The sequence below is a fragment of the Pannonibacter anstelovis genome (assembly GCF_036881715.1).
Lineage (GTDB): Bacteria > Pseudomonadota > Alphaproteobacteria > Rhizobiales > Stappiaceae > Pannonibacter > Pannonibacter anstelovis.
Window position 1 is genome coordinate 18,417 of sequence record NZ_JBAKBF010000012.1, and the last position, 15,677, is coordinate 34,093.

11 protein-coding genes and 1 other RNA gene are annotated in these 15,677 nt (G+C 62.6%); 2 read left to right on the forward strand and 10 right to left on the reverse strand.

Annotation, left to right across the window (positions count from 1 at the left end; translation table 11 throughout):
* Position 1: 1 nt before the first annotated feature.
* From mraY to V6L75_RS17020, 10 genes are all read right to left on the reverse strand, one after another.
* Positions 2-1,087 (reverse strand): phospho-N-acetylmuramoyl-pentapeptide-transferase, encoded by a 1,086-nt coding sequence (gene mraY / locus V6L75_RS16975; RefSeq protein WP_334252669.1) that lies wholly within the window; start codon positions 1,085-1,087, stop codon positions 2-4.
* Positions 1,088-1,096: 9 nt separating this feature from the next.
* Positions 1,097-2,530 (reverse strand): UDP-N-acetylmuramoylalanyl-D-glutamyl-2,6-diaminopimelate--D-alanyl-D-alanine ligase, encoded by a 1,434-nt coding sequence (locus V6L75_RS16980; RefSeq protein WP_334252670.1) that lies wholly within the window; start codon positions 2,528-2,530, stop codon positions 1,097-1,099.
* Positions 2,527-3,996 (reverse strand): UDP-N-acetylmuramoyl-L-alanyl-D-glutamate--2,6-diaminopimelate ligase, encoded by a 1,470-nt coding sequence (locus V6L75_RS16985; RefSeq protein WP_334252671.1) that lies wholly within the window; start codon positions 3,994-3,996, stop codon positions 2,527-2,529. The genes V6L75_RS16980 and V6L75_RS16985 overlap by 4 nt, the downstream gene beginning before the upstream one ends.
* 95 nt (positions 3,997-4,091) lie before the next feature.
* Entirely contained in the window at positions 4,092-5,822 is a 1,731-nt protein-coding gene (locus V6L75_RS16990; RefSeq protein ID WP_334252672.1) for a peptidoglycan D,D-transpeptidase FtsI family protein, read from the reverse strand.
* 10 nt (positions 5,823-5,832) lie between these two features.
* Positions 5,833-6,210, reverse strand: a complete 378-nt coding sequence (gene ftsL / locus V6L75_RS16995; protein WP_334252673.1) for a cell division protein FtsL — start codon at positions 6,208-6,210, stop codon at positions 5,833-5,835.
* A 3-nt stretch (positions 6,211-6,213) separates the two neighbouring features.
* A complete protein-coding gene (rsmH, locus tag V6L75_RS17000; protein ID WP_334252674.1) occupies positions 6,214-7,257 on the reverse strand; it encodes a 16S rRNA (cytosine(1402)-N(4))-methyltransferase RsmH in 1,044 nt (347 codons plus the stop codon).
* Positions 7,254-7,721, reverse strand: a complete 468-nt coding sequence (locus V6L75_RS17005; protein ID WP_334252675.1) for a division/cell wall cluster transcriptional repressor MraZ — start codon at positions 7,719-7,721, stop codon at positions 7,254-7,256. The genes rsmH and V6L75_RS17005 overlap by 4 nt, the downstream gene beginning before the upstream one ends.
* 321 nt (positions 7,722-8,042) lie before the next feature.
* Positions 8,043-8,443, reverse strand: an RNA gene (gene rnpB / locus V6L75_RS17010) — RNase P RNA component class A.
* Positions 8,444-8,502: 59 nt separating this feature from the next.
* A complete protein-coding gene (locus V6L75_RS17015) occupies positions 8,503-11,388 on the reverse strand; it encodes a DUF2339 domain-containing protein (protein WP_334252676.1) in 2,886 nt (961 codons plus the stop codon).
* A 145-nt stretch (positions 11,389-11,533) separates the two neighbouring features.
* Positions 11,534-13,624 carry a putative bifunctional diguanylate cyclase/phosphodiesterase gene (locus V6L75_RS17020; protein WP_334252677.1) on the reverse strand — a complete coding sequence of 697 codons (2,091 nt, stop codon included), beginning with the start codon at positions 13,622-13,624 and terminating at the stop codon, positions 11,534-11,536.
* A 168-nt stretch (positions 13,625-13,792) separates the two neighbouring features.
* Here V6L75_RS17020 and V6L75_RS17025 point away from each other — a divergent pair, with 168 nt between their 5' ends.
* Positions 13,793-14,545, forward strand: a complete 753-nt coding sequence (locus V6L75_RS17025; protein ID WP_334252678.1) for a DnaJ family molecular chaperone — start codon at positions 13,793-13,795, stop codon at positions 14,543-14,545.
* Positions 14,542-15,300: an N-acetylmuramoyl-L-alanine amidase gene (locus V6L75_RS17030; RefSeq protein WP_334252679.1), complete on the forward strand. Its 759-nt coding sequence runs from the start codon at positions 14,542-14,544 to the stop codon at positions 15,298-15,300. Before V6L75_RS17025 ends, V6L75_RS17030 begins: the two co-directional genes overlap by 4 nt.
* Positions 15,301-15,677 lie beyond the last annotated feature (377 nt).

Genomic DNA, 15,677 nt, shown 5'->3' on the forward strand with positions numbered 1-15,677 from the left:
CTCACCGCAGCTTCAGAGTGGCAAGGCCGACGAGCGCGAGAACCACGGCGATGATCCAGAAACGGATCACCACTTGGGACTCGGTCCAGCCCAGCTGCTCGAAATGATGATGGATCGGCGCCATGCGGAACACACGCTTGCCGGTCAGCTTGAAGGAGGCAACCTGCACGATGACGGAGACAGCCTCCAGCACGAACAGCCCGCCAACGATGGCCAGCACGATTTCGTGCTTGGTGACGACTGCAATCGCGCCGATCATGCCGCCAAGGGAGAGTGAGCCCGTATCGCCCATGAAGATGGCGGCTGGGGGAGCATTGAACCAGAGGAAGCCAAGCCCTGCACCAATCACGGCGCCGCAGATGACGGCAAGCTCGCCCGTTCCGGGCACGTGGTGGATCTGCAGATACTCGGCAAAGACCGCGTTGCCCGACAGATAGGCTATGAGCGCAAATGTGGCCGAAGCGATCATCACCGGCACGATGGCCAGCCCGTCCAGGCCGTCCGTAAGGTTCACCGCATTGCCCGCACCGACAATGACGAAGGCGGCAAAGGGAATGAAGAAAATGCCCAGGTTGAGCAGCAGGTCCTTCACGAAAGGAAAGGAGATGGACGTGGCGAAGGTGCCTGTGTCCAGCATCGTCACGGCGAGAGCTGCGCCACCGGCAATGAGGAACTCGATGCCGAGGCGCGCTTTGCCGCTGAAGCCCTTGTGGGTGGCCTTCGTCACCTTCAGATAGTCATCATAAAAGCCGATGGCACCGAAGCCGACAGTGACCCACAGCACGATCCAGACATAGGGATTGCGCAGGTCTGCCCACAACAGGGTGGACACGATGAGGCCGGACAGGATCATCAACCCGCCCATGGTGGGGGTACCCTTCTTGGTCAGAAGGTGGCTCTGCGGCCCGTCTTCACGGATGGGCTGGCCCTTGCCCTGGCGCAGGCGCAGACCGGCAATGATGCGCGGCCCGAACAGAAACACGAAGAACAGCGCCGTCATGATGGCACCGCCCGTGCGGAACGTGATGTACTTGAAGACGTTCAGCGCAGAAATCTGGCCGGACAGCTCACCGAGAAGATAGAACATTTGGATTCCTCAGGCCGAAGCCATTTCATCCGCTGCGGGATATTCCTGCTTGAGCGCCTCCACAAGGGGGCCCATACGGCTCCCGAGAGACCCCTTGATCATGATGATGTCGCCAGCGCGCAGCTCATCCTTGAGGCGCTCGGTCAGTGCCGACGATTGTTCCGCATAGACGGCGCGCTTCTCCCTTGGCAACCGGTTCCAGAGGGCATGCATCAACGGACCGGCACAATAGACCAGATCCGCGCCGCTTTCCTCTACCGGCCCAAGCAGGTCCGCATGAAGCTGCTCGCTCGCGGTGCCCAGTTCAAGCATGTCGCCCAGCACCACAATCTTGCGTCCGGGAGCTGCCGGCTGCATGCCGGCCAGCACGCTGAGGGCTGCCCGCATAGAAGCAGGATTGGCGTTGTAGCTCTCGTCCACGAGTACGGCCTCGCCGCCACCAGGCAGCTTCAACCGTGTCTGAGCGCCTCGCCCCTTGGGCGCAGAGAGGTCCGCCAGCGCAAGGCCTGCAAGCGCCAGATCCGCCCCCAGCTCACAGACAGCCAGCAGCACGGCGAGGCTGTTGCGGACAAGATGCTTGCCCGGCGCGCCGATCTTGTACGTGATCTCGTGCCCGAGCACCTGCGCCTGAATGGAGGAAGAACCGGTCTGCACCGCGTAATCTTCCAGAAACGCGTCGCACCCCTCGGCCTCACCAAAGGTCTGAATACGCTCGACACCAGCCGTCTTGGCCAGGAACGTCAGCAGATCGAACTGATCATTGTCGCGGTTGAGAATGGCAAGGCCACCCGGCTCCAGCCCGAGAAAGATCTCGGCCTTGGCCTGGGCGATCTTCTCAACCGAGCCGAAAAACTCCAGATGCACGGCCTGCACCGTGGTGATGATCGCCGCATGCGGGCGCACCATCTGAACCAGCGGCGTGATCTCGCCCGCGTGGTTCATGCCGATTTCAAAAACACCGAACTCGGTGTCTTCCGGCATGCGCGCCAGAGTCAATGGCACGCCCCAATGGTTGTTAAAGGACGCAGCCGAGGCATGGACCTTGCCGGAACGGCCAAGCGCGAGGCGCAGCGCTTCCTTGGTTCCGGTCTTGCCCACAGAACCGGTAACCGCAACGATCCGGGCGCTGGTGCGGGCCCGGGCCGCGCGGCCAAGATCGCGCAAGGCCTCAAGCGGGTCATCCACCACCACGTAACGGCCATCCTCCGGCAGGTCTATCAGCTTGTGACGCGCCACAAGCGCCAGTGAGGCGCCCGCTTCCAGCGCCCTGGCCACATAGTCGTGCCCATCGAGCCTGTCACCAACGATGGCGACAAATGCCTCGCCGGGCATGATGGTCCGGCTATCGATGGAAATGCCGGTAATTTCGGCCTGCGGCGCACCGCGGGCCTCGCCGCGCGTTGCGGCCAGAAAGGCATCTAGGGTCCAGAGCGGTGCGCTCATGGCCGGGCTCCTTGTGCAAGCGCGGTGCGAACCGCATCATGATCCGAGAAGGGGTGCACCGTCTTGCCGATGATTTGGCCCGTTTCATGTCCCTTGCCGGCCACGCACAGCACATCCCCGCTTTCCAGCATGGAAACAGCCGTTGCGATGGCTTCCGCACGGTCACCGATCTCAAGTGCGCCCGGTGCGCCTGCCTTTACGGCCTTGCGAATGAGCGCAGGATCTTCCGTACGCGGATTGTCGTCTGTGACGATCACCACATCCGCGCGGCGGCTGGCAGCTTCGCCCATCAGCGGGCGCTTGCCAGCATCCCTGTCACCACCTGCGCCAATGACCACGACCAGCTTCCCCTTGGTGAAGGGGCGCAGCGCCGCAAGAGCGTTATCCACGGCATCCGGCTTGTGGGCATAATCAACAAAGCAGAGGGCGCCATTGTCCTTGCGGCCCACCAGTTCCAGACGGCCCGGAGCGCCTTCCAGCGCCTCAAGCGCACGCATGACAGCTCCCGGCGCCTCACCCGCGGCAATCGCAAGACCGGCAGCAACGAGCGCGTTGGACACCTGGAAATGACCGGCAAGCGGCAGCGACACTTTGTACTCGCCGCGAGGCGTGTCGATCGTCAGAACCTGGCTGAACCCGCTGTATTGCACGTTGCGCAGATGCAAGTCCTTGCCACGATCGCCAACAGTCAGCACGCGCAGGCCCCGTTCGGCGGCCAGCGCCAGCACCCGGTTCGCCTTGTTTTGCGCCGGATCCACGACCACGGTCCCCCCCGAAGGCAGCAACTCGCGGAACAACCGCAACTTGGCCTGCAGATACTCTTCCTCGGTGGCGTGATAATCCATGTGATCACGGCCAAGGTTGGTAAACCCGGCGGCCACCAGTTCCACCCCATCGAGCCGGTACTGGTCAAGCCCATGGCTGGACGCTTCCATTGCGGCATGAGTGACACCGGCATCGGCCAGCTTTGCGAGTTCCGCATGCAGCGAAACCGGATCCGGCGTCGTCAAGCCGCCGTAGCTGGTGCCGGAGGCCGTCACCGTGCCAAGCGTGCCCAGGCTCGCAGCATTGTGGCCGCAGCGCTGGAAGATCTGACGGACGAAATAGGCAACCGAAGTCTTGCCGCTGGTGCCTGTGACAGCGACCATGGTTTCCGGCTGACGGCCATGGAAGCGGGCCGCCATCTTCGCAAGGGCCAGACGCGGATTTGGTGCAACGATCACAGGTGCCGCCAAACCGCCATCAGCCTCGATCAGCGCCGCGCCCTCTGCATCGGTCAGAACAGCGGCCGCGCCCTGCTCCACCGCCTTTGCGGCAAAACGTGCGCCGTGAGCCTGTACGCCGCCAAGGGCAAAAAACAAAAAGCCCGGCCCAGCCGCCCGGCTGTCCGAGGTCAATCCCCCGATCACGAGGGTATCATCAGGAACGGCGATGCCTGTGCCCGCCGCAAGTGTTCCTAGCTGCATTGTCTGCCAAATCCGGTAGTGCGCCGTCACAAGCCGGTGCGGAACCCTTTTTCAGCTGCGACCCTGACGTTCCGCTCCGGCGCTTTGATCACGTCTCAATAAGATACTTCGAGTGCCTTTGTCCCATCAGTCTGTTTCGGCATGATGCCAAGCATCGGCGCTGCGCGGCGGATGATGCTGCCCACCATCGGCGCCGTGTTCATGCCAGCGGTTGCAGGCAGGCCCGGCTTCTCCGGCTTCGGCTCATCGAGCACCACCAGCACCACATACTGCGGATCATCCATAGGGAAAGCAGACAGGAAAGAGTTTCGGCGCTTGTTGGAAACATAGCGGCCATTCTCGACTTTTTCAGCCGTTCCCGTCTTGCCGCCAACGATGTAGCCAGGCACCTCCGCACGCTTGCCCGATCCCCCGGGCTGTACAACGTTGAGGCGGAAAAGATAGCGCATCTTGCGGCTGGTCTCTTCGGAAATCACCTGCTTGCCCAGTGACTTGGCTGCGATCTCATCCCGCGGCAGGAAGGTCGGCGGGATCAGGTAGCCGCCATTGACCAGCGCGGCCGCAGCCGTTGCCGTCTGCATCGGCGTCACCGAAATACCGTGACCGAAGGATGCGGTGATGGCGGCCAGTTCACCCCAGCGGCGGGGCAGCAGCGGAGCTGCATTTTCCGGCAGCTCGTTGGACTGGCGGTCCGTCAGGCCAAGGCGTGTGTAGAATTCACGCTGATAGTCGACACCCGTCGTCAGCATCATCTTGGCAGTGCCGATATTGGACGAGTAAATGAAGACTTCCGGCACCGAAAGGATCCGGTTTTTTCCGTGGAAATCGTTGATCGTACGCCCACCAGCCCGGATTGGGCGGCTCGCATCGAAGCTGTCGTTCATGCCGACCTTGCCCGAATCGAACGCGCTGGCGAAAGTGAAGGTCTTGAAGACGGACCCCATCTCGAAGACGCCACCTGTGGCGCGGTTCAGGCGGTCCTTGTCCAGGGCCTGAGCACGGTCGTTCGGATCGTAGTCCGGATAGGACGACATGGCGACAACTTCGCCCGTGTGCACGTCAAGAACGATGCCAACACCCGCAATCGCGTGATAGCGTTCGACACCTTTGACCAGTTCATCGCGCACGACAAACTGGACACGGGAATCAAGCGCCAGCTTCACGGGCTCCAGCGAACGGTCCGTCGCAAAGCCAAGCTTCTGCAGTTCGGACAGCCAGGAGTCGTCGAGGTGCTTCTCAAGGCCCGCAATGCCCTGATTGTCGATGTTCACGGAGCCGACAATGTGTGACGCCAGCGGCCCGCCCGGATAGAAGCGCTGCTTTTCCCAAAGAAAGCCAATGCCCGGAATGCCAAGCCGGTGAATAGCCTGCTGCTGGGCGGGGGAAACCTCACGCTTCAGCCAGATAAAGCCTGCGCGGCTTGCAAGCCGCTTGCGCATGCTCTCGTTGTTCAACTCCGGAAAAACGCTGCCGATGCCTTCCAGAGCTTCATCCACGTCAATGATCTTGCGCGGCTCGGCATAGATAGAGGCCGTCTTGATATCGGTCGCCAAAATTTCTCCATTGCGGTCGACAAGATCCGGCCGGGAGGCTGCAATTGAATCCTGCGCAGAGATGAAAGCTGCGTTAGGCGCCTCTTCCATCTGCGCCAGATGCACGAGCCGGGCGCCAATCACGGCATAGAGCATGGCGAATGCCGCCATAGCAAAATAGATGCGGGTCTTGACGGTGCTGGTGGACACCGAGCCATAGGCAGGACGCACCGCCGCACGCGGCTGGCTGCGCTGGAACTGCAGGAAGGAAGCGGGCTCGCTTGCCATTGTCATTGCAGCACTCCTATCGGATGGATGAGGTGGTGGCAGGTTCCCGCAAGGCCGCGAAGCCATCAAGCGGAGCCTCTCCGCCAACGGGTGGCAGCATGACGGGCCGCATCGGCAGATCCTGCAATTGCACGATCTGCTTTCCCGGATCCATCTCCTGAAGCTTCAAAACCTCATCATAGCGCTCGGTCAGCCCCTGCATACGGGCTGGCTGATTGAGAACGCTCCACTCGGCGCGCAGCACGCGAATGGCTTCGTGCTCCTCGTCGATCTTGACCTTGAGCGACGCCACATATTCGGACGTGTGCTCGGCCTTCATCTTCATGTCGTAAACGACACCTGCGCTCGTCAGCACAGCAAGGACGCAGATGATATTGAGATAACGGCTCACCATCACTCAGCCTCCAAGTCCCTTGAATTCCGCCAGGTGCGGAACGCCAATGGCGTGAATATCCAGATCACGTGCCGGCGCGCCGGTCCGGCGCCCAGCCCTGAGGCGGGCCGAGCGGGCGCGGGGGTTGGCCTGCGTCTCGCTCTCGTCCGGCTCCTGGCCACCCTTGACCACCAGCTCGAAAGTTGCCGGCGGCACGTCTTCTTCCGGCATGTGCCGGGAGCCGCCACCGCGCGTGCGTGTGCGGTCGGCAAAGAACTTCTTCACAATCCGGTCTTCCAGGCTGTGGAAGCTGACAACCACCAGCCGCCCGCCGGGGCGCAGAACCTTTTCCGCCGCCCCCAGAACGGATGCGGCCTGATGCAGCTCGCCATTCACATAGATGCGCAGCGCCTGAAACGTGCGCGTCGCAGGATGGATGTGCATCTTCTTCGGCGAGCGCCCGACGACCTTCTCGATCAGCGCGGCAAGATCACCGGTGCGGGTGAAGGGCTGTTCCTTGCTCCGCTGCTCGATGGCGCGTGCAACCTGCCCTGCCCGCTTTTCTTCGCCCAGAAGACCGATGATCCGGGTCAGATCCCGCGCCGGAAGCGTGTTGACCACATCGGCAGCCGACGGCCCGGCCTGCTCCATGCGCATATCGAGCGGACCGTCGCGCATGAAGGAGAAGCCCCGGTCAGCCTCATCCAGCTGCATGGAGGACACGCCCAGATCCAGCACGACGCCATCCACGGCCTCGACACCAAGCGACGCCAGATGCGTCTCGATATCGGCAAAGCGCCCCGGCACCAGCGTCAGCGCGCCATTCGAGGCTTCCACCAGCGCCTGACCGCCTGCGATGGCATCCGGGTCCCGGTCAACACCAATGACCCTTGCGCCCGCCTCAAGGAAGGCACGGGAATAGCCGCCTGCGCCGAAGGTGCCATCCACGACAACCTCGCCGGGCCTTACGGACAGCGCCGAAAGAACTCCGTCAAGGAGGACGGGCACGTGGCGGACCAGTCCGCCAGCGCCTTCAGTCTCATGACCTTCTGCGCGACCCGCCGTCATGCCGGTCCTCCTGACGCAGCAGCCGGGCTCATGCCCGACAGCATCGCAAGCGCGCGCTTCTGGGCCTCTGCGCGATGCTCACGAAAACGCTCTGGCTCCCAGAGCTGAAACTTGTACCCCAGACCCGCGAAGGTGATCTGATCGGTTACACCCGTCTGCTCGCGGATCATGTCGCTCAGAACGATGCGGCCATCGGAGTCAATCTTCGGCGTTTCGCTGGCACCGAAGAGTGCAATGGCCAGTGCATCGTGATCCGGCGACAGCTTGGCAAAGGCGGAAAGGCGCCCCTCGATCTCACTCACCAGTTCATTGCCACCCGCATCAACCGCAGGCGCATGGGGAGAGGCAATGCAGTAAAGGCCTTCAAATCCGTCGCGCGCCAGCACGGCCCGGAACGGCGCAGGGATCGAAACACGCCCCTTCGCGTCAAGCCGGTTGGTAAAATGCGACACAAAGCCGGCCATGATCCCCTTTCAACGCGCCATCCTGGCGCCTGCTGCACTGGCAAAGTCTGGAACTTGCAAAACGAAACCGAGCGTCCCGGCACTCACGGGACAGCCCCAGAAAACAGCTGCCTCGAATGGAACCCGAGGCAACTTCATGGGTTAATATGGGATAACATGGGATAGCATGGGCGTCAATGGAATCAGGCGGATTCCACGGCTTGAACCCCTGTGCAACTGCCCACTCTTCCACAAACATCAACATGGTTAATAAAAAGCTTCCGGCGGCAGAAATGCCCCGGTTTGCACGCAGGCTGTGCGTTTTTTCAATGGATTGGGAAAGGTGTCAGCCGGCCTGTAAGCCGGGTTCTGTAAGGCATGGAAGCAAGCTTCCATACGTGACGGTCATTCATCTGGGACGCCTGTTGCCAGACGCCTCACGCAACCTACCCGGATGGCTGGCCAGGAAACCAACCCGGACCCGAAGGCCCTGTGCCATCCCTATTCGGTTTTGCTCCCGGTGGGGTTTACCGTGCCGCGTCCGTTACCGTCCGCGCGGTGGGCTCTTACCCCACCCTTTCACCCTTACCCCTTGCCCGAAGGCCGGGGCGGTTTGCTTTCTGTGGCACTTTCCCTGAGGTCGCCCTCGCCGGGCGTTACCCGGCACCGTGTTTCCATGGAGCCCGGACTTTCCTCCCCCGCGGCCTTTCGGCACTTGCGGCAGCGACCGTCCGGCCAGCTGACCGGCTCCCCTTACGGAGGAAAAGGCAGCCGGTCAAGGATGCTTCTCGCCATCGCCCCCTTATACAGAGGGTGGCTTGCGGGCAATCATGCGCTGGTAGAGGTAGCCGATGGCAATCAGAACCGCGCCCAGCCCCAGGAAGGACAAGGCCCTCAGCACGCCCTGCAGCGAGGACATGTCGAACAGGAAGACCTTGACCACCACCAGCGCAACAATGGCGCCCGCCACCTGCCGCAGGCGCAAGCTGTCGCGCCAGAGCCCCATGACCACGCCCGCCACGCCTAGCACCAGCCAGACGATGGAGTAGACGTAGTTTTCCAGCTCGCTCACGGGTTCGGTTGTGAGGATCAGCGGGCTGAAGGCATGGCGGATCGTGAGATTGACGAAGCAGAAGCCCAGAAGGCCTGCAAACGCGCCCACCAGCACGACATATCCAGCCGGGCGCACGGGGCGCGCTGCATAGGCCAGCAAGGCGTAGATCAGGAAGGGAGCGCCGTAACCGAGCGTGACCCAGTTCAGCACCGGCGTGTAGCCGACCGGAGCGCCGGTCCAGAGCGGGTTTTCGCTTAGGAGCACCAGCCCGCCCGCAAAAATGCCGAGCACACTGATGGCCATGGCTCCGCCCGAGAACACCAGGTTGCCCCTTGCCCCATCCGTGCCCGGAAGAATGCGGGTCAGGCCCAGAGACACGGAGCCGCCAGTGATGAGCATCATCGCAGCCGCCTTGAACCGGCTGGCATCGGAGTAGAAGGTGAATGTGGGATCAATGGCATGCAGCGCCAGCATGGCCAGCGCGATGCTGACACCGGCGATGGCCATCGCCTGCAGGATCCGGGCCCACAGGTCGTCACGGGTGCGGGTCAGCGCCCAGGCAGCAAAGACCAGGCCCAGCGCCGGAATGCCGTAGCCATAGAGAAGCTGGTTGAACACCGGCGTGATGCTGAGCTGTCCGCCCGCGATGAACGGATCCCACAGCAGGCGGCAGACATAAGGCAGGATCGCAACGGGCGCCAGAACACGCAGGCCCAGCACCGGGTAGCGCAGATAGACGAACACGAAGGCCGGCGTCAGAAGGCCCAGCGCCGTGGTCAGGAAGCCCCCCTCCAGAACGATGGCGATCGACAGGGCCAGGCCGCAGAGTGTTCCGGTGAACCAGGCAGCCACCGCTCCGGCACTGCCCGGATGCGTGTCCGCAACCTCACCGCCAGCCTTCGGCCCGCGCACGGCAAAGAGCAGGGCCAGCCGGTCGCCGAGGAGCAGGAAGGCAGCGGACAGGGCAAGTCCGGTCACGGCGAACAGCGGTGACGCTGCAAGGCCTTCCACCCGCCACCAGGCAGCGGCAAGCAAGGCAAGGCTTCCGGCAGCAGCCAGCGAGGCGAGGACGGCACGGGAGGCGGATTTCAGACTGCCTGCAATACCAGCAGCCAGCAGAATGGCACCGGTCACCAGCCCCAGCATGCCGAAGCGGGACAGCATGGCCTGCGTTTCGGCAGGTACTGGCGAGACCACAGGACCGAATGGGCCGACAGCACCCGGATAGGTGCCAAGATCCCTGAGTGGCAGATCAAGGCTGGCATAGGAAATCACCTGCACCAGCAGCGGCACCACGGCGGCATAGCGCAGGGCGCTGCAGCCATAGGCGAGCGCCAGCGGCACGGCGGCTAGTAGCAGCGTCTCCAGAACGAAGAGCGAAGCACTTTCCGACAGGCTGACATGGCCAAGGAAAGGCAGCGCCAGAACGCTGAGCGCGGCCGTCGCATACCAGTCCGGCTTTTCGGATCTGTCCGGTGCAAAGTCATGCAAGCGCCAGACGAAGCCCGCGGCCGTGATGGCATAGCCGCCCGCCAGATAAAGATCGAGCAGCAGCCTGTCTCCGGCGTCTGCCGCCATTTCGAAAAGCAGCGCCCAGCCGAAGAGACCTGCGACAGCAAGGCCTGCAAGCCACAGCCACAGCCGGATGCGCCCCACCGCAACCGCAGCAGCCGAGACGGCCAGCACATAGATGACCGCCGGAAGGATCTGTGAGCTGCCGGAAGACACCAGCACGGGCACCGCATAGCTGCCCGCAAGTCCAAGCGCTGCAAGTGCAGGCCCATGCAGCAGCGAGGCAAACATGGTGAGCAGCGAGACGGCCCCCAGCAGCACAAAGGCGCCGGCCGGGCCGATCAGATCGTACAGCGCATAGGCGGCATAGACATCAGCGAAGAGCGCCAGCGTGCCCGCTGCTGTCAGAACGGCGGGAATGTTAGCCGTCGAGAAGCCTGGTAAGGAGAATGTGCCGGGCCGGCGGCGGGTCCACTCGCCAAGCCCCAGCAGGATCAGGCCCAGCGCAGCACCAGCCAGAATACGGGCGAGCGGGCCGAGGAGATCGTTCTCGACCGCAAAGCGCACGAGGAAGACAGCACCGGCGGCCAGCGCGATTCCGCCCACCCAGATGGTCCATTTGCCGCCGATCTGCTGTTCACGGGCTGCAGCTGCATCGCGGACGTCCTGCGCCACCTGTTCGTCTGCCGGGCGGGAAGCTGCACTTCGGCGGGCGGAAGAGGTGCGCGCGGCAACGTCGAAGGGCCCTGCGGGGCGTGCGGGCTGGGCAGGCTCCCCGCTCGCGGGCTCCTCTGCAGATGCGCCGCCCTCTGCCGGGCTTGAGGTTTCCGGCTCCTGCGTTTCTGCAGGGACATCATCTTCAGAAGGCCGTTGCGGGGCTATTTCCGGCTCATCGGGCGCCGCAGATCTGGTATCTGTCTCTGACGCAGCCCTTCCGGCAGCCTCATTCAGCTCCAGCCGCCGCTGAAGGCCGGTAACAATCTGCTGCAGGGCGGAAATTTCGCGCTTCTGAAGGTCGATCTGCCGCTGGAGGCCTCCGGTCGTGCCGTAAAGGATGAGTGGCAGAATGAAGCTGACGAACAGGAAGACCAGCGCAAAGCCGATCAGGAGGGTGAATTCCATATCCAACATTCGTCTCCGCAAGCCCGCAAATGCAGCAGATCAGCCCGCATCTTTACGCAGACTGATCAGATTACCTAGTCTCATGTGCAAGGCTGGCCTGTGACTTGCGCCACAGCCTGAAGCTTTTGGCAGGACGCTGCAACCCTCAGGCCATCTGCTCTGCAGGTTCCCGGACACCGTCCTCTTCCTCGAGGCCCGCCGGAAGTGCGCGTTCGTCGATGACCTCCGGGCCTTTGACTGCACCGGGGCGGCCAAAGAGATAGCCCTGGACGAGATCGCAGCCGGCGGCGCGCAGCAGCACCACCTGGTCCTGGTTCTCGACGCCCTCCGCCGTGATCAGCACGTCGAGCGACCGGCCAAGGCCGATGATCGATGTGACGACGGCATCGGTGCCCGCATCCTTGCCGAGGTTCTTGATGAAGCTGCGGTCGATCTTGATCTTGTTGAAGGGGAAGCGGTTCAGGTAGCTCAGCGAGGAATAGCCCGTGCCGAAGTCATCCATGGCGATGGTCACGCCCATGCTGCTGATGGCCTCCAGCGTCTCGACCACCGCATCCGTGTCTGCGATCAGCAGACTTTCCGTGATCTCGATCTCGAGCCGCTTCGGATCAAGGCCGGATTCCTCCAGCGCTCTGGCCACCTTGCGCTGGGTTTCGCCTGCCTTGAACTGGGCCGGAGAGAAGTTGACGGCCACGCGCAGTGTCTTGTCATGCCACTCGGCCGCCTCACGGCAGGCACGGCGCAGCACCCAGTCGCCGATGTCTTCGATGAGGCCAGTGTCCTCTGCCACCGAGATGAACACGTCCGGAGAGATCGTGCCCTTTGTCGGATGCTCCCAGCGGATCAGCGCCTCATAGCCTTTCAGCGTGTTGTCATGCAGCGAGAACTGCGGCTGATAGAGCAGGTCGAACTGATCATATTTCAGCGCCTTGATCAGCCCGGCCTCCACTTCCTTGCGGCGCTGCGCTTCCGCGTCCATCTCCGGCTGGTACCAGAAGAAGGTGGACCGGCCGGAGTGCTTGGCCCGGTAGAGTGCCAGATCCGCGCAATGCAGCATGCGCGAGGAGCGCCAGTTGCCATCATTAGCCCGGGCGATGCCCATCGACAGCGAAATCTGCAATTCGATACCGTCAATGACACAGGGAGGCTTGGTTGCCGCGATCATGTCGCTGGCGAGCTTGGTAATCCGTGCCACGTCCGAGATTGATGTCACCATCACCGCAAACTCATCGCCGGAAAGGCGCGCCACAAGGTGCTCGCCAAAGACAGCGCGCAACCGGTCAGCAATCACCTGCAGGAAAATGTCGCCGGTGCCGTGGCCATAGGTGTCGTTGACCGACTTGAACTTGTCCACGTCGATCAGGATCACCGCCATATTGCTGGCCTTGGCGTGCGTCACGCGCAGGGCTTCCGTCAGCTTGGCGCTGAACAGCGCACGGTTTGGCAGCGAGGTGAGCGGATCGTGGTGAGCGAGAAACTCCATATTACGGCTGATGCGCACCACATCCCGGTAGCGGAACCAGAGCAGCAGGCCCACCGCAAGAGCGGAACTGACGGTAAGAACGGCAAGAAGGCCCGTTGTCAGAAGAACCGTCCGGTTCGCCCCGGCCAGAACAGGGGCAATGTCGAGCGCCAGCAGATCGACGGAGGACACGGTGCTGCCATCGGAAACCGGGACAGTCACCAGCGCCACATCTTTCGCAGCGCCCCACCAGCTGTAGAACACGGTAACGCGCGGCAGACCGCCGTCCCGGGCCTGTTCCAGCGCATGGCGGACCGCCCCGCTGCTGATACCTGCGTCAACAATCGCGGCAGGTATCTCCTGGGCCACGATGCTGCCGCTCTCGTCCGCCGGAGTACCGTCCACAAGCGGAACCCTTGCATGGGCACGCATCGCGGACGAGCCCAGATCCCCCGTGACGGTATCTGCGAAGCGCGTCAATTCGAAAATATGCAGGGTGCCGTCATCGACCCCGGCAATATGCGGCACGAAACTCTGGCTGAAGCTGCGCAACCGCAGCAGCGCACTCGACAGATCTTCCGGTTCACGCCCCTGCCGCGCATCAAGACGCAGGTCCGATTCGGTCCAGTTGCGCAGGGAGGATTCCAGCGCATCGCCCACCAGCCAGCTGGACAGAAGACGGTTGCTGACGAAAATGCCCAGAGACAGCGTCAACACGACAGCAAGCATGGTTGCTGCGGCCATCAGTTCCTGGCGGCTGATCGTGCGTTTCATAGCTGTCCGGACTACCCTGTTTACCAATGTCCCGGCTTCAGCATACGCGTATGAAGGTTTAGCCCAGGTGAATGAAAATATGCCCTTACGTTATTTTGCGGAAGGAGCGCCGCTAGGGGCTTGCGCGCCCGGTGCAGGTGCCTGTACTCGGGTGGGGAAGAAGCAGCGGTGTCCGCCTTTGGCCAGACCGACACCACGACCCCGGAGCCTGACGCGGTGAACATCTGGTCCAGCATTGGCGCCATCGTCACAGCCATCGGCTCGGCCATTGGGTCTGGCGGCGCACAGCTGATCGACCGGCTGGTGCAGCTCGTCCTGGCCCGCCCGGAAGGGACATCCACGGTCGGTTTCACTGTCGCCATGATTGCCCTGTCTGCGAAAATGGCCAAGGCAGATGGCGTTGTGACTACCGACGAAGTTCTCGCCTTCCGCAATCTTTTCGAGGTCCCGGAGGGTGAGGAGCGCAATGTCGCGCGCCTGTTTGATCTCGCCAAACAGGACATTGCCGGCTTCGATATCTATGCGAAAAAGCTGGCGGATCTCTTTCCCTATGACCGCAAGACCCTCTTCGACATTCTTGACGGCCTGTTCTTCATCGCCAAGGCCGACGGGCTGATCCACACTCAGGAGCTTGAGTTTCTGCGTGAGGTAGCACGGATCTTCGGTCTCGATGAGCGCGAGTTCAACAAGGTGGTTGCCCGCCATGTGCGTGACCGCAACGACCCCTATGCGGTTCTGGGCATTCAACCGGATGCATCCAACGAGGACGTGAAGGCGCATTACCGCCGCGAGGTACGCGAGACCCACCCGGACGTGCTGATTGCCCGCGGTGTACCGCAGGAATTCGTCCGCATCGCCAATGACCGTATGGCCGCCCTCAATGCGGCCTATGCCAAAATCAGTTCGGAGCGTGGCCTGTGAGTGTGAAGCCTGATTGCGGCGTGCCCGCCAGAGTACATCCCTCCCCCAATCATAACGAGCGGCGCGAGGGTGCGCCCATCGACATGATCATCCTGCATTACACGGGCATGAAGACGGCGGACGAAGCGCTGCAGCGCCTGTGCGACACGCGTGCGGAAGTCTCCGCCCATTACTTCATCCATGAGGATGGCCGAGTCCTGCAATGCGTGCCGGAGGCGCGCCGCGCCTGGCATGCGGGCAAGTCGTTCTGGAAGGGCGAAACAGACATCAACTCCCGCTCCATCGGCATCGAGATCGTCAATCCCGGCCATGAGTGGGGCTACCGGCCCTTCCCCGAGGCACAGGTCGAAGCGGTTCTGCACCTGTGCCAGGACATCATGCTGCGCTACCAGATGAAGCCCTGGCGGGTGCTGGCTCATTCCGACGTCGCCCCCGGCCGCAAGGAAGACCCGGGCGAACTTTTTCCCTGGAACGTTCTGGCCGCCGGCGGCGTTGCTCATCACGTGGACCCGGTTCCCGTGACCAGCGGCCGTTTCTTCCAGGAGGGGGAGAGCGGGCAGCCTATCGAGGCGCTGCAGTCTATGCTGGCCATCTATGGCTATGACGTGCCGGTGCAGGGTGAGTTCGATGCCCGCACCAAGGCAGCCGTCACCGCCTTCCAGCGTCATTTCCGCCCCGAACGGGTGGACGGCATTGCGGACGCGTCGACCATTGCAACGCTGCACAAACTGCTGACGGCCCTGCCCGAACTCTGACGCGCAGATCCGGGGGCACGGCAACGGCCACAAACAGCCCACCTCAACCGGCGGAGGCACGCCATTGTGCACAGCAACATACCGGGCAAATCCTGAGACAAAGACGGGCGCTTTGATGGCTGAACGCTTCTCACCAAACAAGCGCCCCGTTTTCGCCCAGATCTGCATAATTTACCTACAAAACGCTTAAATATTTAACGGGCTACCCTTAATTTCCGTAACATTTCGTGATGATAGCGGGCCGATTTTGGCCCAAGCTGGCGGTCATTTCTCCCCTATCGAACCGCGGCAAGCCGCATTGACCTCAGCCGCGGGCAGCACCCGGAAGACATTCACGGAGCCACATCACATGACCCAGACGCGCAACTCCCTGCGCC